Below are 25,999 nucleotides of genomic sequence, written 5' to 3' on the forward strand. Positions count from 1 at the left end.
TTACGCGGCCAGGACGAGGCCGGTGAGCTGGTAGCCCACGAGAATGAAGCCCAGCGCCATCATCACGACGTTGGCCGTATAGGCCTGGCGCAGGAAATCCGGGGACCGGCGCCAATAGCCCATGACGATCAGGATCACGGCCAGCGCCATCAACTGGCCCAGTTCGACCCCGACGTTGAAGGCGAGCAGGTTGGGCAAAAGCCCTTCGCGCGCGATGTCGTAGTCGAGGATCTTGGTGGCCAGGCCCGTGCCGTGGAAAAGGCCGAAGATCAGCGTCGCGGCCCGGGTGTCGGGTTGAACCCCGAACCAGCGGCGATAGGCGCCAAGGTTGTCCAGAGCCTTGTAGACCACCGACAGGCCGATAATCGCGTCGATGACATAGGCGTTGATGCCCCAGCCGAACCAGACGCCCAGCAGCATCGTGGTCGAATGCCCCAGCGCGAACAGGCTGACGTAAAGGGCGACATCCTTCATCCTGTAAAGGAAGAAGACGACGCCCAGCAGGAACAGGATGTGGTCGTAGCCGGTCACCATGTGCTTGGCGCCGAGATACATGAAGGGGATGATGTTCACCCCCCAGATCTCCTGGATGTAGCCGGCGTCACCCTCGGTGACGTTGTGGGCCGCGGCCTGGACCGCGCTCAGGACAAGCGTGGCCAGCACGGCAAGGGACAGGGTGGCGATCCGGCGCGTGCCGGGATCGCTCCAGCCCCGTTGGACTGTGGTCATGGAAATACTCCGAATGGTCTTTCTTTGATCGGTCTGAGAAGGGGCCGTCACGCGCGGCCCGGCCAACAGGGCTGGCCGGGGATCGCACGCGGGCGCTGATGGCTCAGGCGCGCGGAGGTCTCTCGATCAGAAAGGCCATGGTCGGACCCTTGGGTCCGGGCCGAAGCCGCCATTCGGCGCGGTGGCTGCGGAACGGTCGGTGGGCGCGCGGTGGCGCCGCCATCATCGCCGGGCTGTGGTCGTGATCGGCCCCGTCGTGCCCGTGGCCGTGCAGGGCCCAGACCACATCTCGGTCAAGATCGTGCACGTGGCCATGCTCGGCCAGGATCTCTGCCTGGAGGCTCAGCGCCTCGACCACCTTGGGCGCGTGAGAGGCCGAGGGCATCACCAGCCAAGTCACCAGCCCCAGACAAAGCACGAGCGCCACGAAGTGCCGCGCGAATGCACGTGCCATCGTCATCTTTTCGCTGTCCGCTCGTCTTGCATCATGCGCCTTCTCTTGGGCGTTCTTGGTGACGTCAAAAGCCTTAAGATAACGTCTATCCCGGCAGGGCCCGCCCGGGCAACCCCGCCCGTCGACCCGCGCTTTGAGGGGCCGGAAAGCGCCGAGGCGCATTTTGGATTTGCACAGGCGCGGGTCGCACGCTACATCATTCAAGTGAATCATTGATTGTATAGAGACAGCCCAACTCGAAGGCGACCGCCATGACCCCGAACACCCCGCCCCTGCGCCACGGCCTGCGCGAGAACCTCGACCAGGTGATCCACCAGCTGATCCAGGTCATGCTGGTCGGGCTTGCCATCGGCATGACCCGCACCGTCGTCCCTGCCCTGGCCGAGTCCGAATTCGGGCTGGCCCGTGGCTCGTTCCTGTTGCTGACCTCGTTCGTGGTGGTCTTCGGCCTGGTCAAGGCGGTGATGAACTTCGTCGCCGGAAGCTGGTCCGAGCGGATCGGGCGCAAGCGGGTGCTGCTGTGGGGCTGGGTCGCCGCCCTGCCGATCCCGGTGATGATCTGGGCCGCCCCCGACTGGAACTGGATCGTGGCCGCGACCGTGCTTCTGGGGATCAACCAGGGCCTCTGCTGGTCGATGACCCAGACCGCCAAGCTGGACATCACCCGCGCCGAGGAACGCGGCCTGACCATGGGCCTGAACGAATTCTCGGGCTATGTCGGCGTGGCGTTGGCGGGCATCCTGACCGCCTATGCCGCAGAGTGGCTGGGCGCGCGGACGGGCCTTTTGCTGTTCGGGCTGGCGGTGGTTCTGTCAGGCCTTCTGCTGACCGTGATCGGGGTCCGCGACACGCGCGCCTGGGCCCGCGCCGAAAGCGCCGCGCACAAGGCCGCGCCCCCCGCCAACCTGCCCCGCTACCCGCAGGGCTTGCCGGCCAGCCCCACCACCGCCCAGGTCTTCGCAGTGATGAGCTGGCGCGACCCGCGCCTTTTCGCCATCTCCCAGGCGGGACTGGTCGAGAAATTCGTCGACGCACTGGTCTGGGCGCTGTTCCCGGTCTTTCTGGCCGGGCGTGGCGCGGGCCTGACCGAGGTCGGCTGGATCGTCGGCACATACGGGTTCGTCTGGGGCGGATCGCAGCTTGTGACCGGGCGGCTCTCGGACCGGGTGGGCCGCTTCTGGCCCAATGTCCTGGGCATGTGGATCTGCGGCGCGGGCGTGGCGATGGTCGTGCTGGGCCAGGGGGTGGCGTGGTGGTCGGTCTCGGCCGGCATCACGGGCCTTGGCATGGCGCTGCTCTATCCCAACCTTTCGGCGGCGGTGGCCGACATCACGCCCCCCGAATGGCGCGGCTCGGCGATCGGGATCTATCGCTTCTGGCGCGATCTGGGCTATGCGATCGGGGCCCTGGGCCTCGGCCTGGCCGCCAGCCTGACCGGCGCGGCCGAAGCGGCCTTCTGGTTCGTCGCCCTTTCGATGTTCGTCTCGGGCGGGCTGCTGTTCTGGCTGTCTGAAGAGACCCACCCCCGGCTGAACCCGGCCAAACCCTCGGAGACCTTGGATGCGTAACCCGACCGCCACCCTGCTTGGATGGGCCGCCGCCCTTCTCGGCGCCGCCTCGATCCTGCTGCTGGCGCTGGCCGCCCTTGGCTTTCGCCGCGACTGGTGGCCAGTGCCCCGGGCGCTGGATCTTGCCGCCTGGGGCGCCTGGGCCTCGGCCGCCGGCGTGGTCCTGGCGCTCGTCGCGCTCATCGTCTGGCTGCTGCGCCGGCCGGGCGGCGGCTGGCCCCCGCTGCTGGGGTTGATCCTGTCGCTGCCGGTGCTGCTTGCGGCGGGTGCCTGGCAATATGCCACCGTGACGACGCCGGCGATCAACGACATCTCGACCGACACCGGCAATCCGCCCGTCTTCTGGTTCACGGTCACGCCCAGCGACTATCCCGCGCGCAACGCCGAACCCCAGCGCGCGGCCTACCCCGGCGTGCGCCCGCTGGACCTGCCCCTGCCCTTCGAGGCGGCCTTCTCCGAGGCCCTCGCCCTGGTCGAAGCCCGGGGCTGGGAGGTGCTGTCGGCCGATCCCTCGGAAAACCAGATCGAGGCCATCGCCCGCAGCCGCCTTTTCGGTTTCGAGGACGAGGTCGCGATCCGCGTCACCCCCGCCGAGGAGGGAGAGGGCAGCCGCGTCGACATGCGCTCACGCTCGCGCCTGGGGCAGATCGACCGGGGCGCCAACGCCCGCCGCATCCGGGCTTTCCTGGACGATCTAGAGGCCCGCGCCGCCGACTGAGCCTGGGCAAGGTGCCCTGCCCCGACCCCGCGTCTGCTACCACTCGGGCGCGCGCAGGTTGTCGACCATGTAGTCGATGAAGCTGCGCAGCCGGGGTTGCAGGTTCCTCTCGGGCAGGAAGACGGCGAAGACCGCGCCATCGTCGCTGACGGTGAAATCCTCGAGGATCTGCACCAGGCGGCCGTCGCGGATCGCGGGGCGCGCCAGATGCTCAGCACAGCGCATGACCCCGAAGCCCGCCAGGCACATCTGGAAAAGGGACATGCCGTCATTGCTGCGAAAGCGGCCGTCAGCATGGAAATCATGGGCCTCGCCGTCGCGCAGGAACGGCCAGTGGTTCAATTTTTCATGGGCGCCGTCCCAGCTCAGGCATGGCATCGCGCCCAGGTCGCGCGGCGTCTCGGGATGGCCGTGCACCTCCAGCAGGGCGGGGGCTGCGATCACGATCCGCCGCAGGTCGCACAGGCGCCGGTGCATCAGGGTCGAGTCCCCCAGCCGCCCCATCCGGATCGCCACATCGATCCTGTCCTCGATCAGGTTGACGCTTTCGTCCGTAAGACGCAGGTCCAGCGACAGTTTCGGATGCTGCTCGAGGAAAGCCGGAAGCAACGGCGTCACCCGGTCCATCCCGAAGGCCAGCGGTGCCGAGACGCGCAGCTCTCCGGTGATCTGGCGCGTCTCTTCCTGCAAGGCGGCTTCGGCGGCGTCGACGGCCTGAACGGCCTCGCGGCAGCCGTCGATGAACCGCTCGCCCGCGGGCGTCAGCCGGTGTCCCCGGGTGGTGCGGTGCAGCAGCCGCGCGCCCAGCCGGTCCTCCAACCTCTGGATGGTCTGGCTGACGAAGGGCTGGGAGACATTGAGGGCGCGGGCGGCCGTGGTGAAGCCCCCGGTCTCGGCCACGGCAAGAAACACGCGCATCGCGATCAGCCTGTCGTCCTTCACCGTGCCCCTCCGCTTTGCGCCGCGCCGGTCTGCCGGCGCGCGATCCGCCCCATTACAGCGCCAATCGACCTGCCGGGAAAGGGATAAGACTTATTGCAAGCGCTTCGTTGACCGATTGTGCCGCAACATCCGATCCTTCGGGGCATATCGGCGGCCCGACCCGGCGCCGCCCCGGCCAGAAGCCGCCAACCCCGAAAGGACCCGACATGCTTGACCTTGGCAACCGCGTCTCCATCTACCAGCCCGAGCAGGAAGGGCTGATCTACCCCGAGCTTCCCGAATTCGACAATTTCGAGGATGAGCGCCGCCACCGCAAGGAACGGCTGGTCGCCGCCTGCCGCGCCTTCGACCAGCAGGGGTTCGACTATGGCTTCGCCGGTCACCTGACCGTGCGCGACCCCGAGCGCCCCGAGCTTTACTGGACCAACCCCATGTGCGTGCATTTCGCCAAGGTGAAGATGTCCAACCTGATCCTGGTCGATCACAAGGGCACGGTGATCGAGGGCAACCACGCCGTCAACCGCGCGGGCTTCGTGCTGCACGCCAACGTGCACGAGGAACATCCCGACATCATCGCCATGTGCCATGCGCACACCGTCTATGGCACCGCCTGGGCCGCCACCGGCCTGCCGATCGAGCCGATCACCCAGGATGCCTGCGCCTTCTTCGAGGATCACGTCATCATCGGTGACGAGGCCGGCGCCGTCGCGGTCGAAAACCACGCAGGCTCGAACGTGGCCAAGGCATTCAAGGGGGTGAAGGCCGCCATTCACCAGAACCACGGCCTGCTGACCGCCAGCCGCCACAGCATCGAGGCGGCGGCCTTCTGGTTCATCGCTCTGGAACGCTGCTGCCAGCAGCAGCTCGACATCGCGGCCTCGGGGATCCAGCCCACCTATGTCAAGCCTGACCGCGCCCGCTACAGCCGCGAACACGTGGGCAGCGAATATATCGGCTGGCTGCATTTCCAGACGATCTGGGGCCAGCTGGTCGAGGATCAGCCCGACATGTTCGACTGATCCTGCCGGAGCCTGTCCGGTAACATCGCGCGCGCCCGTGGCGCGCCGGGGGCGGGCCGCCGGGTCCGCCCCCTGTCGTTCGTGCCAAAGCGTGGGCGCGGGGCTTTCCGTGCCATGGCGGACCCCCGCGCGGGGCGCCGCCTATGGGGCCGAAGTCGCTGTTTCCCCAGCGTCAGCTTTCCGCTAGCCTGCCGCCAGGACGGGCAATCTTTGCGCCCCTTCACCGATTTTTTCCGCGCCGGTTCAAGGCGCACGCATTGCTTTCCCCGGGGCGGCCAGGCCCGCCCGCACATCCCGTCAAAGGAGTCCCCCCATGCCCGATGGTAACACCCCCTCCTCGACCGCCGCGCGCCGCAGCGTCGTCGTGCAGGAATTCACCAACAGCGTCCTCGACCCTGCCCAGCCGATGCTGGGCCCGGTCCAGAGCGGCGGCACCATCATCGCGAACACCGCGCCCGGCTGCTGGGGCCCCATGATCACCCCGCGCCTGCGCGGCGGGCACGAGGTCACGCGCCCCGTCTATGTCGAGGGGGCCGAGGTGGGCGACGGCATCGCCATCCGCATCCGCGACATCACCGTCACCTCGACCGCCACGGCCTCGGGGCACGACAGCTCTCCCGAGGGGTTCTGCTTGGGCGATCCCTACGTCGCCGCCCGCTGCCCCGAATGCGATACCGTCTGGCCCGAAACCCATGTCGAGGGGGTCGGGCAGAAATCCGTGCGCTGCGACGCCTGCGGCAACCCCGTCACCCCGTTCGAGATCGTCCACGGCTATACCGTCACCTTCGACGACACCCGCAGCGTCGGTCTGACTGTGCCCAAGGCCGCGGCCGAGAAGATCGCCGGCCAGGCCGACCATTTCGCGGCCCTTCCCGACGGCAGCCGCCAGCACTCGATCCTGCATTACGCGCCCTCGGACATGCCGGGCACCCTGATCCGCATGCGCCCCTTCATGGGACAGTTGGGCACCTGCCCCTCGATGCCCATGCCCGACAGTCACAACGCGGGCGATTTCGGGGCCTTCCTGGTCGGCGCGCCCCATGACTATGCCATCACCCCCGAGCAACTGGCCGAGCACAAGACCGACGGCCACATGGACATTGACGCCGTGCGCGCCGGCGCCATCCTGATCGCCCCGGTCAAGGTCCCGGGCGCCGGGATCTACATGGGCGACATGCACGCAGGCCAGGGCGACGGAGAGATCGCCGGGCACACGATGGATGTCTCGGGCAGCGTCACCCTTCAGGTCGAGGTGGTGAAGGATTATCCGCTGGACGGGCCGGTCCTGTTCCCGCTGGAGGAGGATCTTCCCCCCCTCGCCCGCCCCTTTACCGAGGCCGAGATCGCCAAGGGTCGCCGCCTGGCCGACCGCTGGGCGGTCAAGGAAATCGCGCCGCTGGCGCCCATCTCGGTCGTGGGCACGGCAGCCAACCTGAACGCTGCCATCGAGAACGGGCTGGAACGGGCGGCCAAGCTGCTGGACATGTCCGTCGCCGAGGTGCGCAACCGCGCCACCGTCAACGGCGCCATCGAGATCGGGCGCGCCCCGGGGGTGATCCAGGTCACGTTCCTGGCACCGCTCGACAAGCTCGACGCCGTCGGCCTGGGCGACTACGCCCGTGAGCAATACGGCCTTTGACAGGCTGCCGCGCCCCGCGTCGATAAGGCGGGGGCGCGGCTAGGCCGCCACCAGATCAGGCCGGGCGCAGCGCCTTCACGCTGTCCAGCGCGGCGCCCACCGCCTCCCGCTCGGCCTCCGGCAGGGGCAGGACGGGGCGCGGCGGCTGCAACGCGCCGTGGCCCAGCAACTCCGCCAGAAGATACATCACCCGGTAGCTGCCGAAGCGCCGGAAAAGGGCCCAGAGCGGTTGAAACGCCTCGTCGATCCGCCCTGCCTCGTCCCGGTCGCCCGCCTGCGCGGCGCGGGCCAGCGCCACCGCCGGGCCGGGCAGCAGGCCCGCCACCACGCTGTACCAGCATTCCGCCCCCGCCAGCAGCGCCGCGCGCGCGTCCCAGTCGCCGCTGTGGCCGATGGCAAAGTCCCGGGGCGTGATGGCCTGAAGGCGCGCTGACTGGGCCGCGTAATCGGCCCCCGCCAGCGGCGGCATCTTGATCGCCTGCACGCCCGACACCCCCGCCAGCCGCGCGACAAGCGCGTCGCTGAAGGTGAAATGGGTCGTGCCGGGGTTGTTGTAGATGCACAAGGGAAGCTTCCCCGCCCTGGCAACGGCCTGGAAATGCACGAAAACCTCCTCCTCGGTCAGCGCCTGGTAGGATACGGGCGCCAGCAGAAGCCCGTCGGCCCCCGCCTCCCGGGCGTCCCGCGCCAGATCCTCGGCCACCCCGGTCGCGACCGCGCCCACGCCAACGATGATCGGGCATCGCCCGGCGACGCTTTCGACAGCGACCCGCAGGACGCGGCGGCGCTCCTCGGGGGCCATGTAGGCGTAGCTTCCGGTGCTGCCCAGAAGCCCGATCGAGTCGGCCTTCGCCGCGACGATCCCTTCCAAGAACTGGCCCAGAAGATCGGCATCAAGACGCCCCTCGGCATCCGTCGGGGTCAGGGGAAAGGCGCTGAGGCCGGCGAAGAGGGACATTCGGACGCTCCTGTCGTGGCGTGATGGCCGGCGCCTAGAACAGGTCACCGCCGGGGCAATCCAACCGATTGGCCGGGGCGGCGCAAACACAATCGTCCCCGCCCCGCGAATTTGCGTCACGGATGCGGGGGTGTGCGGCGCGAGGGACGCGCGCGTTCAGTCAGGGCAGGATTGGCAGGGGGTCAGACGAACCCGGTCTCTTTCGCGATCATCGCGGCATGGGTGCGGTTGCGCGCCGAAAGCTTGCGGCTGAGCGTCTTGACGTGCAGCTTCACGGTCACTTCCTGAAGGTTCAGATCCCGGGCGATTTCCTTGTTGGAGAGGCCCTGCGTCAGGCCGACCAGCACCTCCTGCTCGCGGGGCGAGAGGGTGGAATGGAACTGATGCTCGGGTTCTTCGTCGCGCTTGGCCATGAAGTCGACGGGCGCATATACCTCGCCGGCCGCCATGAAGCGCACGGCGTTGAGCAGCGAGCGCGCCGGCAGCGTCTTGGGCAGGAAGCCCGCGGCCCCCATCTCCAGCGCCTTCTCGGCCACGTCGCGCGATGCGGTGCCCGAGATCAGGCCGACCGGCGTCTTGCCGATCCGCGCCTGCGCCTTGCCCAGCCCTTCCAGGCCGTTCATTCCCGGCATTTCGAAATCCAGCAGAACGATGTCGAACGCGGCCTCGTCGCCGATGGCGTCGATCACCTCGTCCAGGGTCGAGACCGCGGTGACGCTGGTCCCTTCGTCGCTTTCGAGAAAGGCCGCGATGGTTTCGCGCACCAGGTCGTGGTCGTCGGCCAGCAATACTTTCATAACCTGCCTTTCCTAGAACAAACGAAGGGTAATGCCTTCGCCGGTACTCATCATTAACGCGGGATCGGGGCGATTTGTGGACAAGCCCTTCTGGTCGCGAACACAACTTGGAAATTACATTTACGAATGGGGACGGACAACCCCTTGATAGGTCAACCGATACGCCTGCGACGGCCCACCTACCCATTCGTATATATACCATATTCTCCTGATCATGTGGAATATTCGTCCGCCGGGGTTACTCTGCCCGAGTGCCGCCGGAATTGGCGCACATGTTACCAGTTCGCCGTCGTTGATGCAGGAGCAGCCCATGTCCCACCGTTCCACGCCCCGCCATCCCGCCCGCTCCAACCAGTCCTCGGACGGGTTCCGCGCACCCCGATCGGGCGAGCTGTTTGGCCGCCGTGTCGTCGCGGCCGGACTGATGGTGGCCGGACTGACCCTGGGCGCCGGTGCTGCCCTGCCCGCCCTGGCCGCGGACCCGGGCACGGCCCTGCCCGCGCCCACGGGCGAGGTGGTGCTGACGGTCACCGGCAAGATCGCCCGCACCAATGGCGACGGCGCGGCCAGCTTCGACATGGAGATGCTCAAGGCCCTGCCCGCCGTCTCCTTCGAGACCGAAACCATCTGGACCAAGGGCAGCCAGAGCTTTGTCGGGGTCGAGCTGAAGACCCTGGTCGAGGAGCTGGGCATCGAGGGCGAGATTCTGGGCGCGAGCGCGATCAACGACTACCGGGTCGACATCCCGCTCTCGGACGCGATCGAGAACGGGCCCATCGTCGCCTACACCATGAACGGTCAAGCCATGTCGCGCCGCGACAAGGGACCGCTCTGGATCGTCTACTCCTACGGGTCGGACGCGAAGTACCGGACCGAAGCCATCTACAACCGCAGCATCTGGCAGCTTGTCACCCTGGTTGCGGGGTAGTCGCGTGAAGCACACCGCCCCCCCGGTTCCGGGCCTGGCGCCCCCGCCCGAGGCGGAGCGCCGGATGACCCTCATGCGACTGGCCATCGGATCGGTGATCCTGATCGGCGTCATCATCACCTTCTACCTGTCGGCCACCCTGACCGACAGGTTCGACAAGCTGCGCGAGGCGCCGCATGACAATTCCCAGTGGAACCTGACCCAGCTTGAGGTCGATTTCCTCAAGCTGATGAATGCCGAACAACAGGCCCGGCAGGCGGTCGAGGTTGCCCAGTCGCGCCCCCCCGCGACCGCCGGCGCCGACAGCGAGGCGGCCCCGGTCGAGCCGGGCGTTGGCCCGGGGGCCATGCCGGGGGTCGTGCCCGACCCCGCCACCGCCCTGGACGACCTGCGCAAGGCCTTCGACATTTTCTACAGCCGGGTCTACGTCCTTGAGGACAGCAAGGACGCCGAAATCTTCTTCCGCGACCAGGAGCTCAGGGACCATCAGGACGCGATCAAGATGTTCCTGCACGAGATGGCCCCGGCCATGGACGGCGACGACGCGATGCTGATCGCCACCCTGCCCCGCCTGGACCGGCGCCTGGCCGAGATCTCGGCCCTGCCGCGCGAGATTGCGCTCAAGTCCGTGCCGATCAAGGCCCGGATCTCGGACAACCAGCGCCTGGAGATCACCAACCTGCTGAAGGCGATCGCCTTCGTCGCGCTGATCGTGATGATCGCGCTGATGCTGGCCTTCGCGATCCTGCTGCTTCAGAAGTCCGAGCTGAACCGCAAGACCCGGATCATCGCCCGGGGCAACGAGCGGCTGGCCTCGACGCTGAAGGCCTCGCTCGACGCGATCATCGTCATCGACGAGCAGGGGCTGATCATGGATTTCAACGGCTCGGCCGAAAAGGTCTTCGGCCATGCCCGCGCCGATGTCCTGGGCCGCTCCTTGGCCGATGTCATCATCCCCGAACGCTTCCGCGAGGCCCATACCTCGGGCATGGCGCGCTTTCTCGACACGCGCAGCTCGCAGATCGTCGATGCGGGGCGGCTGAACCTGGTCGCACTGCACGCCGACGGGCACGAATTCCAGACCGAGACCTCGATCACCGCCGTGCCCGGCGAGAAGGGCATCAACTTCATCTCCTACATCCGCGACATCACCGACGAAGTTGCCAACCGCGCCGAGCTGCACGAGGCCCGCGACAGCGCCCTGGCCGCCTATCGCGAGAAATCCAAGTTCTTCGCGGTGATGAGCCACGAGATGCGCACGCCGCTCAACGGCATCATTTCGTCGCTGGACCTTCTGGCCGACACGCCCCTGAACGACGGGCAGCGCCATTTCCTGCAGATCGCCAACGCCTCCTCCGAGATCCTGCTGGGCCATATCAACGACGTGCTGGACATCGAGCGGATCGATGCCAACCAGCAGGGCGACCGAATGGAACCCGTGGACCTGGCCGATATGCTGGAGGCGCTGTGCCAGAACCTGCGTGCGCTGGCCGACCGGCAGAACACCAGGATCGGCTGGAACATCAGCGGGCTGGAGGATCCCAGCATCAACTGCGACGCGCGCGGCCTGCGCCAGATCCTGCTGAACCTGATGAGCAATGCCATCAAGTTCACCACCAGCGGCCGGGTCGAGGTCGACGTCCAGGCCGCGCCGACGGACAATCCCGACACCTGCCAACTGTCCTTCGCCGTCTCGGACACCGGCATCGGCATCTCGGAAGAGGATCAGAAGCGGATCTTCGACGATTTCGTCACCGTCGACAGCGCCTATGAGCGGACGTCGACCGGAACGGGCCTGGGCCTGGGCATCGCGCGCCGGCTGGTGGCGTCGATGGGTGGCCGGCTGAGCGTCGAAAGCGCGCCCAAGCGCGGCTCGACCTTTACCTTCACCGTCGAGGTGCCCAAGACCGTCGGCGGACAGGCAGAAGCCCCCCTCGCCGAGGCTGAGGCCGAGCGTCCGATCGTTCCCCGCCGCGTGCTGGTGGTCGAGGACAACGAGGTCAACCGCGAGCTGCTGCACGTCATGCTCAGCGGCGACGGCCACCATGTCGACCTGGCCGAGGACGGGTTCGAGGGGGTGCACAAGGCATCGCGCAACCATTACGACCTGATCCTGATGGACATCAGCATGCCCAACCTCGACGGGGTGAAGGCGACCCAGATGATCCAGGACTCGCGCGGGCTGTCGGCGGCGACCCCGATCTACGCGGTGACCGCCCACGCCATGCCCGAGGAGCGGGCCAAGTTCCTGGCCGCCGGCATGGCGGGATGCCTCATCAAACCCTTGCGCCGGGCCGATATCCGGACACTGATGGCCGAAGTGCCCGGGCCGCAGGAGACGGACGGCCCCGAGACAGCCCGCCCCGAGGATGAGACGGACCAGATGCCGGATACGGACGCCCCCAAACCCCACGCGAACGGGATCGACCCCGCGAAGATGATCGACCTGGAGCAGTTCCGCGACATCGCCTCGCTGTTGGGTCAGGAGAAGCTGAGCCTGCAGCTGGAGCGGTTCGAGGCCGAGGGCGACGAGTTGATCGCCGCCATGCGCAGCGATGCCGAGCAAGGCAGGCTTTCCCAGGTTCAGGCCGCCGCCCACCGCATGGCCGGGTCCTGCGGCACCTTTGGCGCCCGCGAGATGCACCAGCATCTCAAGTCCCTCGAGACCGCCTGCAAATCCGAGGACGCCGCCGGCGCCGTGCGGATCGCAGGAGACCTCGACAGGGTCTGGGCCGAAACCCGCGCGGGCATCGCCGCCGCAAGCTGACCCCGGCGCGCATGGGGATGTTAGGGCGCTGCTGCCCCCCTGACCGGCCAAGGCGGGGCCATGGCACTGGGTCGCCTGTCGGCGCCCAGAGGCACATATATTCTAGGCTGAAACGGAAAAGGCCCCGATCCCGCGATTTCTTCCGCGGGATCGAAGCAGGTGGCCCGGGATCATTCCTCGTTGGAAATGTCCCGGACCGCTACGCCAGGCGACTTCTTCGGCCTGTAACGCCAGTGGCGCCAATTCGCACAGTGATGATCCAGGGGAGGGAACTGGAAAGGTTGAACCACTACTGCGATGCTCGTTACGAAACCAACTTCCGGCTCCTGAATTCACCATAGCCTGATGCGGCCGCGTCCGAAATATCTCGTTGGAACAGGCACTTGGCGCAATGGGCGAATTGGCCTGTCCAAAAGGATATGCCTCCCCGGCCTGTGATCCCCGTCCCAGAACGCTCCTATACCGGGTCGCCGCGCGCCACGGTGCGCGTGCAGCCGTCCGGGGCAGACATCTTGAGTCGCGAGGCAACCCCTGGACGACTCGGCCGCGTCCGCCCCGGCCCGCAAAATCCGCCCCACCACGTGGGTTCCCGGCGCAGGCCGGCAGGAGGCGCCCCCCTTCGCGTCGCGCCCCTCTCCTTTGGGATAGGGCGCCTGCCCGACCGCTCTGCCGGATCGCCTTTTGCCGAGATGCGGGGCACCGAGGCCCCTTGTTAAAAGGATGTTAGTCAATTTGCCGAAAGGCGCAGCCCTCTAGGAGTAACCCCATGTTCGTCACCTTCACCCTCGCCGGCATCGCCCTGGGCCTGACTGCCGGAACCGCTGTCTGGGCCGGTGGCTTCTCCCTTCTGACCGCCACGCTGGTCTATGCCTTCATCGGCAACCTCGTCATGGCGCTGATCGGCATCCTGTTCGATCACCTGCACTGGCGCGAAAGCTCGTTCGATCTGTTCGAGCGCTGAGTTTTTCCACGGAACCGGGTGCGGCCCCGCGCCGCCCCGGTCTTCTTTTCCGGCCTAAAGAGCCGCTCCGCCCTGTTCCTGCAACTCGCGCCACTGGACCTTGCCGGTCGAGGAGCGGGGCAGCGCCGCCAGGAAACGCACCTCGGCAGGGCATTTGTAGGCCGCCATCCGGTCGCGGCACCACGCCATGACATCCGCCCCCTTCTCCGACGTTCCCGCCACGCCCGCGCGTGCGACGGCATAGGCGATCACCGCCTCGCCCCGCCGCGGATCGGGGCGGCCGACCACGCAGACCTCGGTCAGGTCGGGATGTTCGTGCATCATCGCCTCGACCTCGCTGGGCCAGACCTTGTAGCCCGAGACGTTGATCATGCGTTTGAGGCGATCGGTCATGTGAAAATACCCCTCCGCATCGCGCATGCCGATATCGCCCGTCCGCAGGAACCGCCTGCCGTCGATGGTGACGAAAGCGGCCTCGGTCGCGGCGGGGTTGTTCCAGTATCCCAGCATCACCTGGGGCGCGTGGATAATGATCTCTCCCGGTGTGTCATGGGGCAGGATGGCCCCCGTCTCGGGGTCCATGATCCGCGCATCCACGCCGAACACGGCCAGCCCCAGACATTGCAGGCGGGGCGCGGTCACCGGGTTGATATGGGTGGCGGCGATGGTCTCGGACATGCCGTAACCCTCGATGTAATCCAGCCCCGTCAGCTCTCGCAGGCGGCGCGCCACGGCCGAGGGCATCGCCGCCCCGCCGCCGCCGATCATCTCGAGGCTGGCAAGGTCCTGCGGGTCCAGTTCCGGATCGCTCACCAGGTCGATGGCCATGGTGGTGATGCTGCGCCAGCGCGCGACCTTGTGCTGGCGGATCAGGCGACAGGCCAGGCGCCGGTCCCAGCGGGTCATGATGACCATGGTCTCCCCCGCCAGGATCGGACCGTTCATCGAATTCTGCATGCCCGTCACGTGAAAGAGCGGCAGCGACACCAGCGAGGGCGCGCCCGAGCGGATCGGGTTCCAGGCCAACCCGCCCGCCATCGTGACCATCACCGTTCGGTGGCTGTGCATGCAGCCCTTGGGCAGACCCGTCGTGCCCGAGCTGTAGGGGATCACCGCCAGGTCATCGGGTCCGGCGACCTGCGGCCCCGGCGCATGGCCCGCGCCCAGCGCGTCATCCCAGCGGGTGACATGCGTCAGGCCATAGTCGGCCAGCGCCCCGCGGTTCAGCGGCGCCGGCAGGTCGTCGCGATCGGCGCCGGCCGCGTCGGCATAGGCGCAAACAAGGCCGTGACCAACCGCCTCGCCCAGCAGCGGGGCTGCGTGGTCCAGCAGTTCCTGGCCCAGCACGATCAGCCGCGCGCCGGTGTCCCGGGCCAGATGCGCAAGCTCGGCCGTGCGGTTCATCGGGTTGACCGGCACCACCACCGCGTCGGCCCGCAGGATGGCGTAATAGGCGGTGACGAACTGCGGGCTGTTCTGCATGTAAAGCAGCACCCGGTCGCCCTTGGCCACGCCCGCCACACGCTGCATCCAGCCGGCCAGCGCCTCGACCCGCCCGGCCAGCGCGCCATAGCTCAGCGTGGCACCGTAATAGTGGATCGCGGGCTTGTCCGGCAGGCGCGCCGCCGTGCGCGACAGGTTCTCGGAGATCGGGCGCAACGGCACCTGAACCGCGGCTGGCAGGTGGGCGGGCCAGGCCGGCGGCAGGTCCACGTTGCCGCCGATGGTGAAGCTGGGCCCTTCGTCGACAGGGGCGATCGCGGCAGGCTCGCGCGGGGGGGCGTTCATCGCGCCCTCATTCCGGTGCCGCCGCCAGGTAGGGCGCGCGCAGCTCGCGCTTGAGCACCTTGCCGATGGACGAGCGGGGCAGCTCCGCCCGCAGTTCCACCGCCGAAAGCCGCTGGATCTTGCCCAGCCGCGCGTTGGCCCATTCGCAGATCTGCTTGGGCGTCACGCCTGAGTCGGGGCGCGCCACGACCAGGCCCAGCGGCGTCTCGCCCCAGCGGGCGCTGGGGATGCCGATGACCGCACAGTCGACCACGTCCGGATGCTCCAGCAGCACCCGCTCAAGGTCCACCGCGTAGATGTTGAACCCGCCCGAGATGATCATGTCCTTGCTGCGGTCCAGCAGCACCAGGAAGCCATCCTCGTCCAGCTTGCCCATGTCGCCAGAGCGGATGAAATCCAGCCCGTCGGGACTGCGCCAGCTGGCCTCGCGGGTCTTGTCGGGCGCGTTGCGGTATCCGGTCATGATGGTGGGCGAATGGCCGACCACCTCGCCCACCTCGCCGGGCGGCAGGGCGTTGCCCTCGGCATCGAGGATGCGGATCACCGCGCCGTTGATCGCCCGTCCGACGGTGTGCAGCTTGTCGGGAAAGGCCCCGCAATCCAGGATCGCGCTGACCCCGCCCTCGGTCATGCCGTAGATGTTGACCAGCCGGCCGGGCCAGCGGGCCAGCGCGTCGCGCACCAGATCGGGGGTCAGCGGCGCGCTGGTGGACAGTTTCACCTGACAGGAGGTCAGATCGAAAGCGTCGAAACGGGGATGGGCCAGGAGGCGCCGATACTGGACCGGAACCAGCATCATGTGGGTGACGCGGTGGGCCTCGCACAGCTCGAGAAAGCGTTCCTCGTTGAACTTGCGCATCAGGACCATCCGGCCGCCGTGGGCGATCATCGGCAGAAGCAGCGCGAGGGTGGTGTTGGAATAGACGGGGGTCGAGACAAGCGCCACGCTGTCCCGGCCCAGCCCGTAGCCCTTCAGCCGGATGTTCTGGCGCGAGCGGAAGCGGTGGTCGTGCTGGATGCCCTTGGGCGTGCCGGTGGTGCCCGAGCTGTAGATGATATCGAAGGCATCACCGGGCGACGCCGTGCGCGGGGGCAGCGGCGCGAGGGTGGCGAGGGCTTTGTCGAGGGTGGACAGGTCGATCACCGTGGCGATGCTCAGCCCCGAGGCAAGCGGCACCTGTTCGGCATCGGCGAGGATCACCCCGGCCCCGCAATCATTGGCCATCCCCGCCAGCGCGTCCGGGTGGGCGCCCAGCGGCAGGGGCGCCATGCAGGCCCCGAGCCACAGGCTCGCCATGTAGACGACCACATGGTCGGGCGAGGTGCCGGCGAGACTGGCGACCACATCGCCCGGCCGCACCCCCTGCCCCTCCAGCAGGCGTGCCGTGCGGGCCACCCGGTCGCCGAATCCGGCCCAGTCCAGCACCTGATCCTCGGCGACCAGCGCCGGGGCGCCGGGATTCTCGGCGGCGTGGCGGCGGATCGCGGCAGGCAGGTCGATGAACTGCTCATCCGGGACGGCGGCGGGTTGCAGGGCAGTCGCGGGCGCTTTGTCCGCAAGGGGCTCGGCCTCTGCGCCCTCCCCCTTCGGGACCCCTTGAGCGGGGTGGATATCGCTGATCTGCCTGCCGATGACCGTCACGCCGTTCCTCCCTCGAACGAAATGGATTTTCGCACTGCGGAAGTGTTGCCTTCGCCGTCCCCGAAGGTCAAGCACCTCGGACCGCGTCTGCCGCCGGGCCGGATCCCGGGCCCGGCCGGGTCTGCTCCGGGTCTGCTCCGAGAGGCCCGCTCGCGGGTCTTGGCGCCGATTGTGCCCCCGGGCGCGGTATGTGTAAACAGGTGCCAACCGGCAGTTTCCTGCCCCAGCCACCGGAGCTTCCATGACCGATCCCGTCGCGACCCTGCTGGACATCCTGGATGTCGAACGCCTGGAGAAGAACCTCTTTCGCGGTCGTGGCGAGGGCGGCGAGACCACCCGGCGCATCTTTGGCGGCCAGGTCGTGGCCCAGGCGCTGGCGGCGGCCTATCGCACGGTCGAGGGGCGGCAGTGCCATTCGCTGCATTCCTACTTCCTGCGCCCCGGCGATCCATCGGTCCCTGTGATCTACGAGGTCGACCGCGCCCGCGACGGCGGCAGCTTCACCACCCGCCGGGTGGTGGCGATCCAGCACGGGCGGCCGATCTTCAACCTCGCGGCCTCTTTCCACGTCGAGGAGGAGGGCCAGAGCCACCAGCACCCGATGCCCGCCGTCCCCCTGCCCGCCGATCTGCCCGACTGGCGCAAGGAGCGCGAGCGGATGGCCCAGCACCTGCCCGAGGAGCGGCGCGCCGATTTCCTGCGCCCCTCGCCCATCGAGGCCTGCCCGGTCGATCCCTACGACTACGTCAACCCGAGCCCGGCCGACGGAACCCATGCCTGGTGGTTCCGGGTCGCGCGCCCGGTCGAGGGGCCGGCGGCCCTGCACCAGTGCCTGATGGCCTATGCCTCGGACAAGTATCTGCTGGGCGCCTCGCTCCGGCCCCACGGCGAATCCTACGTCACCGGCAACATCATGACCGCCAGCCTCGACCACGCGATCTGGTTCCATAACCCGGTGCGGTTCGATGAATGGCACCTTTACGCGATGGACAGCCCCTTTGCGGGCCATGCGCGGGGCTTCACCCGGGGGGCGATCTATACCGCCGAGGGGGTGCTGGTGGCCAGCGTCGCGCAGGAGGGGCTGGTGCGCCCGCTGAAGGACCGCCGGAAGCGGTGACGCCTCCGGCGGGGATATTTATCCGACAATGAGACTGGCCCCGGGCGGGAAGGGTCAGACCCGTTCCAGTGCGATCGCGATGCCCTGGCCCACGCCCACGCACATGGTGGCAAGCGCCCGGCGGTGGCCCTGAAGCGCCATCTCGAGCGCGGCGGTGCCCACAAGGCGCGCGCCCGACATGCCCAGCGGGTGACCCAGCGCGATGGCACCGCCATTGGGATTGACCCGGGCATCTTCATCCGCGACGCCGAGGCCGCGCAGCACCGCGAGGCCTTGGGCGGCGAAGGCCTCGTTGAGTTCGATCACGTCATAATCGGCCATCGAGAGGCCCAGCCGAGCGTTGAGTCGTTCGACGGCCGGGACCGGACCGATGCCCATGACGCGGGGCGCCACGCCCGCGGCAGCACCGCCCAGGACCCTTGCGATCGGGGTGAGCCCGTGGCGGCGGGCGGCCTCTTCGGAGGCGATGACGAGGGCCGCGGCCCCGTCGCTGACGCCCGAGGCGTTGCCCGCAGTGACGCTGCCGCCCTGGCGGAAGGGGGCGCGGAGGGCGGCCAGCTTTTCAAGGCTGGTGGCGCGGGGATGCTCGTCCTCGCTGACGATCACCGGGTCCCCCTTGCGGGTCGGGATCTCTACCGGGACAATTTCCTTCGCCAGGCGGCCCGAGGCCTGGGCCGCGGCCGCACGCTCCTGCGAGCGCAGGGCGAGCGCGTCCTGGTCGGCGCGGGCGGTGCCGTGATCCTCGGCCACGTTCTCGGCCGTCTCGGGCATGGAATCGATGCCGTATTGCGCCTTCATCACCGGGTTGACGAAGCGCCAGCCGATGGTGGTGTCGTGGATCTCGGCGTTGCGGGAAAAGGCGGTCTCGGCCTTGGGCATGACGAAGGGGGCGCGGGACATGCTCTCGACCCCGCCGGCGATCATCAGCTCGGCCTCGCCCGCGCGGATGGCGCGGGCCGCGTCGGTCACCGCGTTCATGCCCGAGCCGCACAGGCGGTTGACGGTGACGCCCGGCGCCTCGACCGGCAGGCCCGCCAGCAGGGCGGCCATGCGAGCCACGTTGCGATTGTCCTCGCCCGCCTGGTTGGCGCAGCCGTAAATCACGTCATCGAGGACGGCCCAGTCCACCCCGGGGTTGCGCGCCACAAGGGCCCGGATCGGCACGGCGCCCAAATCGTCGGTGCGCACGGGGGCAAGCGCGCCGCCGAAGCGGCCGATCGGAGTGCGGACGTAATCGCAGATGAAGGCTTCGGGCATCGGGTCGTTTCCTTTCAAGTTCAGGCGCGGGAGGCGGTGGCGCGGCGGTTGATCTCGTCGATCGTGGCGAAGGCCGAGATGGCCTGGGCGCTGGCGCGCACATGCAGAACGGCCGCCCCGTCGTGGGCCAGGAAGTCGCGGACCACGGCATCGACATCGTCGCCCTGCCCCACGACAAAGCCCCCGGCACCGAAGCTGCGCGCCCATTGGGCAAAGTCGGGATTGACCAGGTCGGTGCCCGCCACCCGGCCCGGGTGATCCCGTTCCTGATGCAGGCGGATGGTTCCGTAGGTGCCATTGTCGGAGATCACGATCCGGGGCCGCGCGCCCTGGGCCATGGCGGTTGCAAGCTCGTTGCCGGTCATCAGCACGCCGCCGTCGCCGACGAAACCCAGCACGCAGCGGTCGGGATGGCGCATGGCGGCGGCGACGGCGCCGGGCACGCCCAGCCCCATCGCGCCGCCGACGGAACCCACGGCAAGCTCTTCGCCGGTCCAGGGCCAGACCCTGTGCACCCAGCCCGAGAAATTGCCCGAATCCGTCACCACGATCGTCTGAGGCGGGGCGGCCCGGGCCAGGGCCGAGGCGACCGCGCCGAAATCGAGCCCGTCCTCCATCGCCCGGGGGCTGTAATCGGCGACCCCCTGCATGAATTCCCTGATCCGTGCCTGCCAGGGGGCGCGGTCAGGAGCGTCACCGCGCGCTTCGGCCGCCAGGGCAGTGCAGAAATCCGCGGGCGCGCAGACCAGCGCCACCTCGGTCCGGAAGACGCGGCCCGGCACCTCGGCGTCGGGCCAGACATGGACCAGGGGCTGGTCCGGTTCAGGGGCACGCGGGAAGCTGTAGCCCTGGGTCGGCACATCGCCCAGTCTGGTGCCGATGGCCAGCACCAGATCCGCGTCCGCCAACAGGTCGACATGGGGTTTCGGGATCTTGAAGCCTAGGTGCCCGGCATAGAGGGGCGAGGAGTTGTCGAAGATTTCCTGATGCTTGAATGTCAGCGCCACGGGGATGCCGTGGGCTTTTGCCAGCGCGGCCAGCGCCTGCCGCCCCTCGGGCGCGGCCAGGCCGCCGCCGGCGATGATCAGCGGTCGGCTGGCGCGGGAAAGCAGCGCGCCGACCCGCGCCAGCTCCTGCCGGGAGACGCCGGCGACGGGCGTCGGCTGGGGCGCGATGACGGGGGCCGAGACCGCGTCGCCCAGCATGTCCTCCGGCAGCGACAGGATCACCGGGCCGGGGGTGCCGCTGGCGGCGACGTGGAAGGCACGGGCTACCGTCTCGGCCAGTTGAGCGGGGTCGCTGACCTCCCACACGCCCTTGGCGATGCCGCCGAACATCTGGGAATAGTCGACCTCCTGGAAGGCGCCGCGACCGCGCTCGAATCGGGCGACCTGCCCGATCAGCACCACCAGCGGCACGGCGTCCTGCTGCGCCAGGTGGACGGCGATGGAGACGTTGGTCGCCCCGGGACCGCGGCTGACCGCAACCAGCCCCGCGCGCCCCGTCAGCTTGGCATCGGCCACGGCCATCAGCCCGGCGCCCCCCTCGTGGCGGCAGACCACCGTCGCGATCCGGTCGCTGTCGCGCAAGGCGTCCAGAAGGGCCAGGTAGCTTTCGCCCGGAACACAGAAAAGCCTGTCCGCGCCCTGGGCGCCCAGACAGTCCACAAGATGATCGGCTGCACGCATCGCCTACGTCCTCCCCCGTTCGCTTGACACAATCTGTCTCGGCTTCTAGTAAATCGCTATGCGAAATGCAATTCCGCAAAACAAAAGACGGCGCCGTCTTCCGTGTTTGAGCGCCACAGGATTTGCTCTACGCTGACCGTGTCACAGGGAGGAGACAACGTGAGACATCAGATCATCGCCATGGTGGGCGCTTTGGCGCTTGGCGCCGGCTCTGCCGCCGCCGAAAGCCACATCCAGCTTCCGAAACAGCTGTCGTGGACGGCCTATGATACCGGCTCGGCCGGCTACAACCAGTCGGTCGCCATCGGGGCGGCCCTCCAGGATGCCATGGGCATCAACCTGCGGGTGCTGCCGGGCAAGAACGACGTCTCGCGCACCGAGCCGCTGCGCCAGGGACGGGTGCAGTTCTCGGCCACGGGCGTGGGCGGCAGCTTCATGGCTCAAGAAGGCGTCTTCGAGTTCGGCGCCGAGAACTGGGGCCCGCAGCCCATCCGCGTGCTGCTGGCCAACAACGGCGGCGCCATCAACCTGGCCGTCGGCGTTGCCGGCGATATCGGGGTCGAGGAATTCTCGGACCTCAAGGGCAAGCGCGTGGCCTGGATCGTCGGCGCCCCGGCGCTTAACGTGAACACCGAAGCCTATCTCGCCTATGGCGGCCTGACCTGGGACGACGTGGAGCGCGTTGATTTTGGCGGCTTCGGCGCCTCATGGAAGGGCCTGATCGAGGGTCAGGTCGACGCGGCCTTCGCCTCGACCAACTCGGGCATGGCCTACGAGGCTGCGTCCAGCCCGCGCGGACTGATCTGGCCGCCGATCGACCCCGAGAACAAGGACGGCGTCGCGCGGATGAAGAAGATCGCGCCCTTCTTCTCGCCGAACGTGGCCAAGGTCGGGGCCACCATCGACGGCGGTCCGGGCTATGCCGGGGCCGGTTATGCCTACCCGGTGCTGGTCGCCACCAGCGAGACCGACACCGACCTGGCCTACAACATGACCAAGGCCATGGTTGAGCTTTACGACCAGTACAAGGGCAAGGCCCCCGGCATCAACGGCTGGGCGCTGGACAAGCAGGACCTGAACTGGGTCGCCCCCTACCACGAGGGCGCGGTGAAGTATTTCAAGGAAGCCGGCATCTGGACGGACGAGGCCCAGGCCCACAACGAAAAGCTGCTCGCCCGCCAGGAGGCGCTGGCCGCCGCCTGGGAAGAGCTGAAGGCCGAGGGCCCCTCGGACTGGGAAGCTGCCTGGACCGAGAAACGCCGTGCAGCACTTGAGGCCGGCGGCTTCGAGCTGGTGTTCTAAGGCGACACTGACCCTGCGGCGGCCCGCCCCTTCGGGTGCGCGGGCCGCCCACCTGCCCTTTTGCGGAGGCTCGGAGCTTGACCGACAGACCCACAGATCCCGCCCGTCACCCCGACACCGCAGCCGGCAGTCCCGATATCATTCTGCCCAAGGTCGAGATCGACGGCGGCAGCCCTGCCGAGCGCATCAGCGGCCCGGCCCGCTACACGGTCATCCTGGGCACGCTTGCCGCGATCCTGCTGGTGGTCAACCAGCTCTTCAACCTGCATCTCTTCGGGCTGACCCTGATCGACGGGCGCTATCTCTATCTTCTGGGCGGCATTTTCCTTGCGCTCAGCTTCATCATTTTCCGCGCCGGCGGCGGCAAGGGCGCAAGCCCGGCCTGGTATGACTGGATTCTGGCGGCGCTGGCACTGGCCGCGACCGCCTATCTGGTCGCCACCGCGCAGCAGAACCTGTCCCAGGGCTGGGAATACGCCGCCCCCGAACAGGCCCGGTGGGTCGCGGTCGTCTTCTTCGCGCTGATCCTCGAGGCCACGCGCCGGGCGGGCGGGCTTGTCCTGTTCCTGATCGTCACGGTCTTTGCATTCTACCCCACCTTCGCGGGCCACGTGCCCGACCCCTTCTCGGGCTTCCAATCAACGCTGATGGAGGCGCTGCCCTATCACATCTACTCGTCCGAAAGCTCGTTCGGCATCCCGATGAAGGCCTTCGGCGGGGTGGTGATCGGCTTCATCCTGTTCGGCGCGGTGCTGCAACGCACCGGCGGCGGGCAGTTCTTCAACGATCTGGCGCTGGCGATGGTCGGGCGGTATCGCGGCGGGGCGGCCAAGGTCTCGATCTTCGCGTCGGGGTTCATGGGGTCGATGTCGGGCTCGGTCATCTCGAACGTGCTGACGACGGGTGCCGTTTCGATCCCGGCCATGCGCAAGACGGGCTTTTCGGCCCGCACCGCCGCCGCGACCGAGGCCTGTGCCTCGACGGGGGGTGTGCTGATGCCGCCGATCATGGGGGCCACGGCCTTCGTGATGGCCTCGTTCCTGTCGCGCCCCTATGTCGAGATTGCCCTGGCCGCGGCCATCCCGTCGCTGCTGTTCTATTTCGGCCTTTTCGCCCAGATCGACGCCTATTCGGCGCGCCGGGGCCTGCGCGGCATGGCGCGCGCCGACCTGCCGATGCTGCGCCGGACCCTGGCCGAGGGCTGGCTTTACATCTTCGTCTTCGCGCTTTTGATCTTTATGATGGTGGGTCTGCGCCGCGAAACCTCGGCCCCCTTCTACGCCACGGTCCTTCTGCTGGTGGTGAACCAGTTCCTGCCCAGCCACCGGTTGAACCTGCGCCGTCTGGGCGACATGATCGTGGGCGTCGGCATGGGCCTGGCCGAGTTGACGGCGATCCTGCTGGGGGTCGGCCTGATCGTCGGTAGCTTCTCGGCCACGGGCCTCGCCGGCACGCTGGTCAATGAGCTGGTGTTCCTGGCCGGCGACAACACCTTCGTGCTGCTGCTGATGGGTGCGGTCACCGCCTTCATCTTCGGCATGGGGATGACGGTGACGGCCTGCTACATCTTCCTGGCCGTGGTGCTGGCCCCCGCCCTCGAGGCCGGCGGGCTGAACCAGTTGGCCGTGCATCTCTTCATCCTCTACTGGGGCATGGTCAGCTACATCACCCCGCCCGTGGCGCTGGGGGCCTTTGCCGCCGCGACCATGGCGGGCGCCAGCGCCATCTCGACAGGGATCGAGGCGATGCGCCTGGGTGGTGTGATCTACATCGCGCCCTTCTTCTTCGTGCTGAACCCGGCGCTGGTCGGCGACGCGCCCGGCTGGGAAATCACGGTGGCGCTGACCTCGGCCCTGCTGGGGGTGGCGATGATCTCGATGGCGCTCCAGGGGTATGTCAGCCTGGTCGGACCGCTGGACCGGGGCGCGCTGGCTCTGCCGCTGCGGGTGCTGATGTTCGCGGGCGGCTTCTTCATGGCCCTGCCCAGCACCGAGCTGATCGGCCTGGGCTATGGCGAGACGGCCGCCATCGGCCTGGCCCTGGCCGCCCTGCCCCTGATGAGCGCCTGGCGCGCAGGTCGGGCCGACGACCTGCTGGCCGCCACGACCACCGCCGCCCCCGCGACCGCCACCGGCGGCGACGGCGGATCGGGTCGGGCATGAGCGGGCCAGCCATCTCAGGCGACGGCATGGTCTGGCTCCACGATCTGATCGAGGGCAAGCCCGCGACCGACATCGCCATCATCGACCATGACGGCGCACGTTTCGACTATGGCGCCTTGCGGGCCATGACCCGCGGCTGCGAGGCGGCGCTGCGCGATCACGGCGTGGGCCCGGGCGACCGGGTGCTCCTCGTGTCGGAGAATTGCGCGGCCTATGCGGTGGCGATCCTGGCGGCCAGCCGGATCGGGGCCTGGATCTCGCCGGTCAACGCGCGCCAGTCGAGCGAGGAACTGGCGGCGATCGCGGCCCACGCCCTCCCGCGCTGCCTGCTTTTCACGACCGATGCCTCGGCCGAGGCGGCCGTGCATGGGCGCGCCATGGGTGCGGCCCCCCTGCCCGCCGCGACCGGCCTCTGGGCCACGCCGTCGGTCGAGGCGCCCGCCGAGCCCGTTCCCGAAGACCCGGCAGAGCGGGTCGCGGCCCTTCTTTACACCACCGGCACCACCAGCGCCCCCAAGGGCGTGATGCTGACCCATGCCAACCTGAAGTGGAACGCCGCCACCTCGGCGGCACTGCGCGAGATGGGGCCGTCGGACGACGTGCTGGGCGTGCTGCCCGGCACCCACATCTTCGGTTTCTCCTCGGTCTTCCTGGCGGCCATGTACGCGGGCGCGCGCCTGCGCTTCCTGCCCCGCTTCACCCCCGAGGCGGTGCTGGAAGCCTTTGCCGAGGGGGCCAGCGTCATGCCGGCCGTGCCGCAGATGTATGCGCGGATCCTGCGTCACCTTGAGACCTCGGGCGCCGAATTCGTGGCACCGCGCCTTCGCTATATCTCCGCCGGCGGCGCGCCGCTGGATCCGGCCTGGAAATCGCGCACCGAGGCGATCTTCGGCCTGCCCCTGAACAATGGCTACGGCCTGACCGAGGCTTCGCCCAGCGTCGCCGGCACCCGCCCCGACATGCCCCGCGCCGACCTGTCCTGCGGCCCGGCCTTCGACGACGTGGACCTGTGGATCGAACAGCCCGACGCCGAGGGCATCGGCGAGGTCGTGATCCGCTCGCCCGGGGTGATGAAGGGCTATTACCGCGATACGGCGGCGACGGCGCAGGTGCTTTCGGCCGACGGCGCCCTGCGCTGTGGCGACCTGGGCCGGCTGGATGCCGATGGCTGCCTGCATATCGTGGGGCGCCTGAAAGAGCTGATCATCCGCTCGGGTTTCAACGTCTACCCGCCCGAGATCGAGGCCATGCTGACCCGCCATCCGCTGGTCTCGCAGGCGGCGGTCGTGGGCCGCAGCGTGCAGGGCGACGAAGAGATCCTGGCCTTCGTCATCCCCGGCGGCGACGGCACCCCCGCGCCCGGCGCGCTGCGCGATTGGCTGGCCGAGCGCCTGGTCGCCTACAAGCTGCCGCAACATATATTCGTGGTGGAAGAGTTTCCGACCGCCGCCACGGGCAAGATCCTGAAACACCGGCTGCCGGGGCATTTCGCCGACCGGCTGGCCGCCATCGACACGCCGCCGCCGCACCGCGCGCAGGCAGCCATGACAGAGCGAGGATGAG

At 68.5% G+C, this 25,999-nt stretch carries 20 protein-coding genes; 11 read left to right on the forward strand and 9 right to left on the reverse strand.

Annotated elements, in window-relative coordinates:
• Both CLV77_RS09185 and CLV77_RS09190 read right to left on the reverse strand, forming a co-directional pair.
• Positions 1 to 729, reverse strand: a complete 729-nt coding sequence (locus CLV77_RS09185; protein ID WP_076980818.1) for a HupE/UreJ family protein — start codon at positions 727 to 729, stop codon at positions 1 to 3.
• 103 nt (positions 730 to 832) lie between these two features.
• Entirely contained in the window at positions 833 to 1,183 is a 351-nt protein-coding gene (locus CLV77_RS09190; protein WP_083707864.1) for a hypothetical protein, read from the reverse strand.
• A gap of 251 nt (positions 1,184 to 1,434) precedes the next feature.
• Here CLV77_RS09190 and CLV77_RS09195 point away from each other — a divergent pair, with 251 nt between their 5' ends.
• Both CLV77_RS09195 and CLV77_RS09200 read left to right on the forward strand, forming a co-directional pair.
• Entirely contained in the window at positions 1,435 to 2,751 is a 1,317-nt protein-coding gene (locus CLV77_RS09195; RefSeq protein ID WP_076980816.1) for an MFS transporter, read from the forward strand.
• Entirely contained in the window at positions 2,744 to 3,469 is a 726-nt protein-coding gene (locus CLV77_RS09200; RefSeq protein ID WP_076980815.1) for a DUF1499 domain-containing protein, read from the forward strand. The genes CLV77_RS09195 and CLV77_RS09200 overlap by 8 nt, the downstream gene beginning before the upstream one ends.
• A gap of 36 nt (positions 3,470 to 3,505) precedes the next feature.
• Here the strand turns inward: CLV77_RS09200 and CLV77_RS09205 are convergent, their stop codons facing one another.
• Entirely contained in the window at positions 3,506 to 4,411 is a 906-nt protein-coding gene (locus CLV77_RS09205) for a LysR family transcriptional regulator (RefSeq protein WP_083707863.1), read from the reverse strand.
• A gap of 206 nt (positions 4,412 to 4,617) precedes the next feature.
• Here CLV77_RS09205 and CLV77_RS09210 point away from each other — a divergent pair, with 206 nt between their 5' ends.
• Together CLV77_RS09210 and CLV77_RS09215 are read left to right on the forward strand one after the other, a co-directional pair.
• Positions 4,618 to 5,430 carry a class II aldolase/adducin family protein gene (locus tag CLV77_RS09210; protein WP_076980814.1) on the forward strand — a complete coding sequence of 271 codons (813 nt, stop codon included), beginning with the start codon at positions 4,618 to 4,620 and terminating at the stop codon, positions 5,428 to 5,430.
• Between the two features lie 313 nt (positions 5,431 to 5,743).
• Positions 5,744 to 7,069, forward strand: a complete 1,326-nt coding sequence (locus tag CLV77_RS09215) for an acetamidase/formamidase family protein (RefSeq protein WP_076980813.1) — start codon at positions 5,744 to 5,746, stop codon at positions 7,067 to 7,069.
• Positions 7,070 to 7,124: 55 nt separating this feature from the next.
• On the opposite strand, the gene CLV77_RS09220 is transcribed toward CLV77_RS09215, so the two are convergent.
• Both CLV77_RS09220 and CLV77_RS09225 read right to left on the reverse strand, forming a co-directional pair.
• Entirely contained in the window at positions 7,125 to 8,027 is a 903-nt protein-coding gene (locus tag CLV77_RS09220) for a dihydrodipicolinate synthase family protein (RefSeq protein ID WP_076980812.1), read from the reverse strand.
• A gap of 182 nt (positions 8,028 to 8,209) precedes the next feature.
• Positions 8,210 to 8,824 (reverse strand): response regulator transcription factor, encoded by a 615-nt coding sequence (locus tag CLV77_RS09225; RefSeq protein WP_076980811.1) that lies wholly within the window; start codon positions 8,822 to 8,824, stop codon positions 8,210 to 8,212.
• A 310-nt stretch (positions 8,825 to 9,134) separates the two neighbouring features.
• Between CLV77_RS09225 and CLV77_RS09230 the strand changes: the two genes are divergently transcribed.
• From CLV77_RS09230 to CLV77_RS09240, 3 genes are all read left to right on the forward strand, one after another.
• Positions 9,135 to 9,752: a putative pterin-binding protein gene (locus CLV77_RS09230; protein WP_321174921.1), complete on the forward strand. Its 618-nt coding sequence runs from the start codon at positions 9,135 to 9,137 to the stop codon at positions 9,750 to 9,752.
• A 64-nt stretch (positions 9,753 to 9,816) separates the two neighbouring features.
• Positions 9,817 to 12,519, forward strand: a complete 2,703-nt coding sequence (locus tag CLV77_RS09235) for a hybrid sensor histidine kinase/response regulator (RefSeq protein WP_076980810.1) — start codon at positions 9,817 to 9,819, stop codon at positions 12,517 to 12,519.
• Between the two features lie 766 nt (positions 12,520 to 13,285).
• Positions 13,286 to 13,480, forward strand: coding sequence for a hypothetical protein (locus CLV77_RS09240; protein ID WP_076980809.1), 195 nt, complete (start codon positions 13,286 to 13,288; stop codon positions 13,478 to 13,480).
• 54 nt (positions 13,481 to 13,534) lie between these two features.
• Here CLV77_RS09240 and CLV77_RS09245 read toward each other — a convergent pair whose 3' ends face one another.
• Complete coding sequence (locus CLV77_RS09245; protein ID WP_083707862.1) at positions 13,535 to 15,268, reverse strand: long-chain-fatty-acid--CoA ligase; 1,734 nt, start codon at positions 15,266 to 15,268, stop codon at positions 13,535 to 13,537.
• A 7-nt stretch (positions 15,269 to 15,275) separates the two neighbouring features.
• On the reverse strand, positions 15,276 to 16,910 hold the full coding sequence (locus CLV77_RS09250; protein ID WP_233128052.1) for a class I adenylate-forming enzyme family protein: 1,635 nt from the start codon (positions 16,908 to 16,910) through the stop codon (positions 15,276 to 15,278).
• Positions 16,911 to 17,151: 241 nt separating this feature from the next.
• Here CLV77_RS09250 and CLV77_RS09255 point away from each other — a divergent pair, with 241 nt between their 5' ends.
• On the forward strand, positions 17,152 to 18,027 hold the full coding sequence (locus tag CLV77_RS09255) for an acyl-CoA thioesterase (RefSeq protein ID WP_076980808.1): 876 nt from the start codon (positions 17,152 to 17,154) through the stop codon (positions 18,025 to 18,027).
• Positions 18,028 to 18,081: 54 nt separating this feature from the next.
• Here the strand turns inward: CLV77_RS09255 and pcaF are convergent, their stop codons facing one another.
• Positions 18,082 to 19,284 (reverse strand): 3-oxoadipyl-CoA thiolase, encoded by a 1,203-nt coding sequence (gene pcaF, locus CLV77_RS09260; RefSeq protein WP_076980807.1) that lies wholly within the window; start codon positions 19,282 to 19,284, stop codon positions 18,082 to 18,084.
• A gap of 20 nt (positions 19,285 to 19,304) precedes the next feature.
• Entirely contained in the window at positions 19,305 to 20,972 is a 1,668-nt protein-coding gene (locus tag CLV77_RS09265; RefSeq protein ID WP_076980806.1) for a thiamine pyrophosphate-dependent enzyme, read from the reverse strand.
• A 159-nt stretch (positions 20,973 to 21,131) separates the two neighbouring features.
• On the opposite strand from CLV77_RS09265, the gene CLV77_RS09270 reads away from it, so the two are divergent.
• The 3 genes from CLV77_RS09270 to CLV77_RS09280 all read left to right on the forward strand — a co-directional run bounded on the left by CLV77_RS09270 (position 21,132) and on the right by CLV77_RS09280 (position 25,998).
• A complete protein-coding gene (locus CLV77_RS09270; RefSeq protein ID WP_076980805.1) occupies positions 21,132 to 22,274 on the forward strand; it encodes a TAXI family TRAP transporter solute-binding subunit in 1,143 nt (380 codons plus the stop codon).
• Between the two features lie 77 nt (positions 22,275 to 22,351).
• Positions 22,352 to 24,436, forward strand: coding sequence for a TRAP transporter permease (locus CLV77_RS09275; protein ID WP_083707860.1), 2,085 nt, complete (start codon positions 22,352 to 22,354; stop codon positions 24,434 to 24,436).
• Complete coding sequence (locus CLV77_RS09280) at positions 24,433 to 25,998, forward strand: class I adenylate-forming enzyme family protein (RefSeq protein WP_076980804.1); 1,566 nt, start codon at positions 24,433 to 24,435, stop codon at positions 25,996 to 25,998. The genes CLV77_RS09275 and CLV77_RS09280 overlap by 4 nt, the downstream gene beginning before the upstream one ends.
• The last annotated feature ends 1 nt before the right edge of the window (position 25,999 follow it).

The sequence above is a fragment of the Brevirhabdus pacifica genome (assembly GCF_002797755.1).
In the GTDB taxonomy this organism is placed as follows: Bacteria; Pseudomonadota; Alphaproteobacteria; order Rhodobacterales; family Rhodobacteraceae; genus Brevirhabdus; species Brevirhabdus pacifica.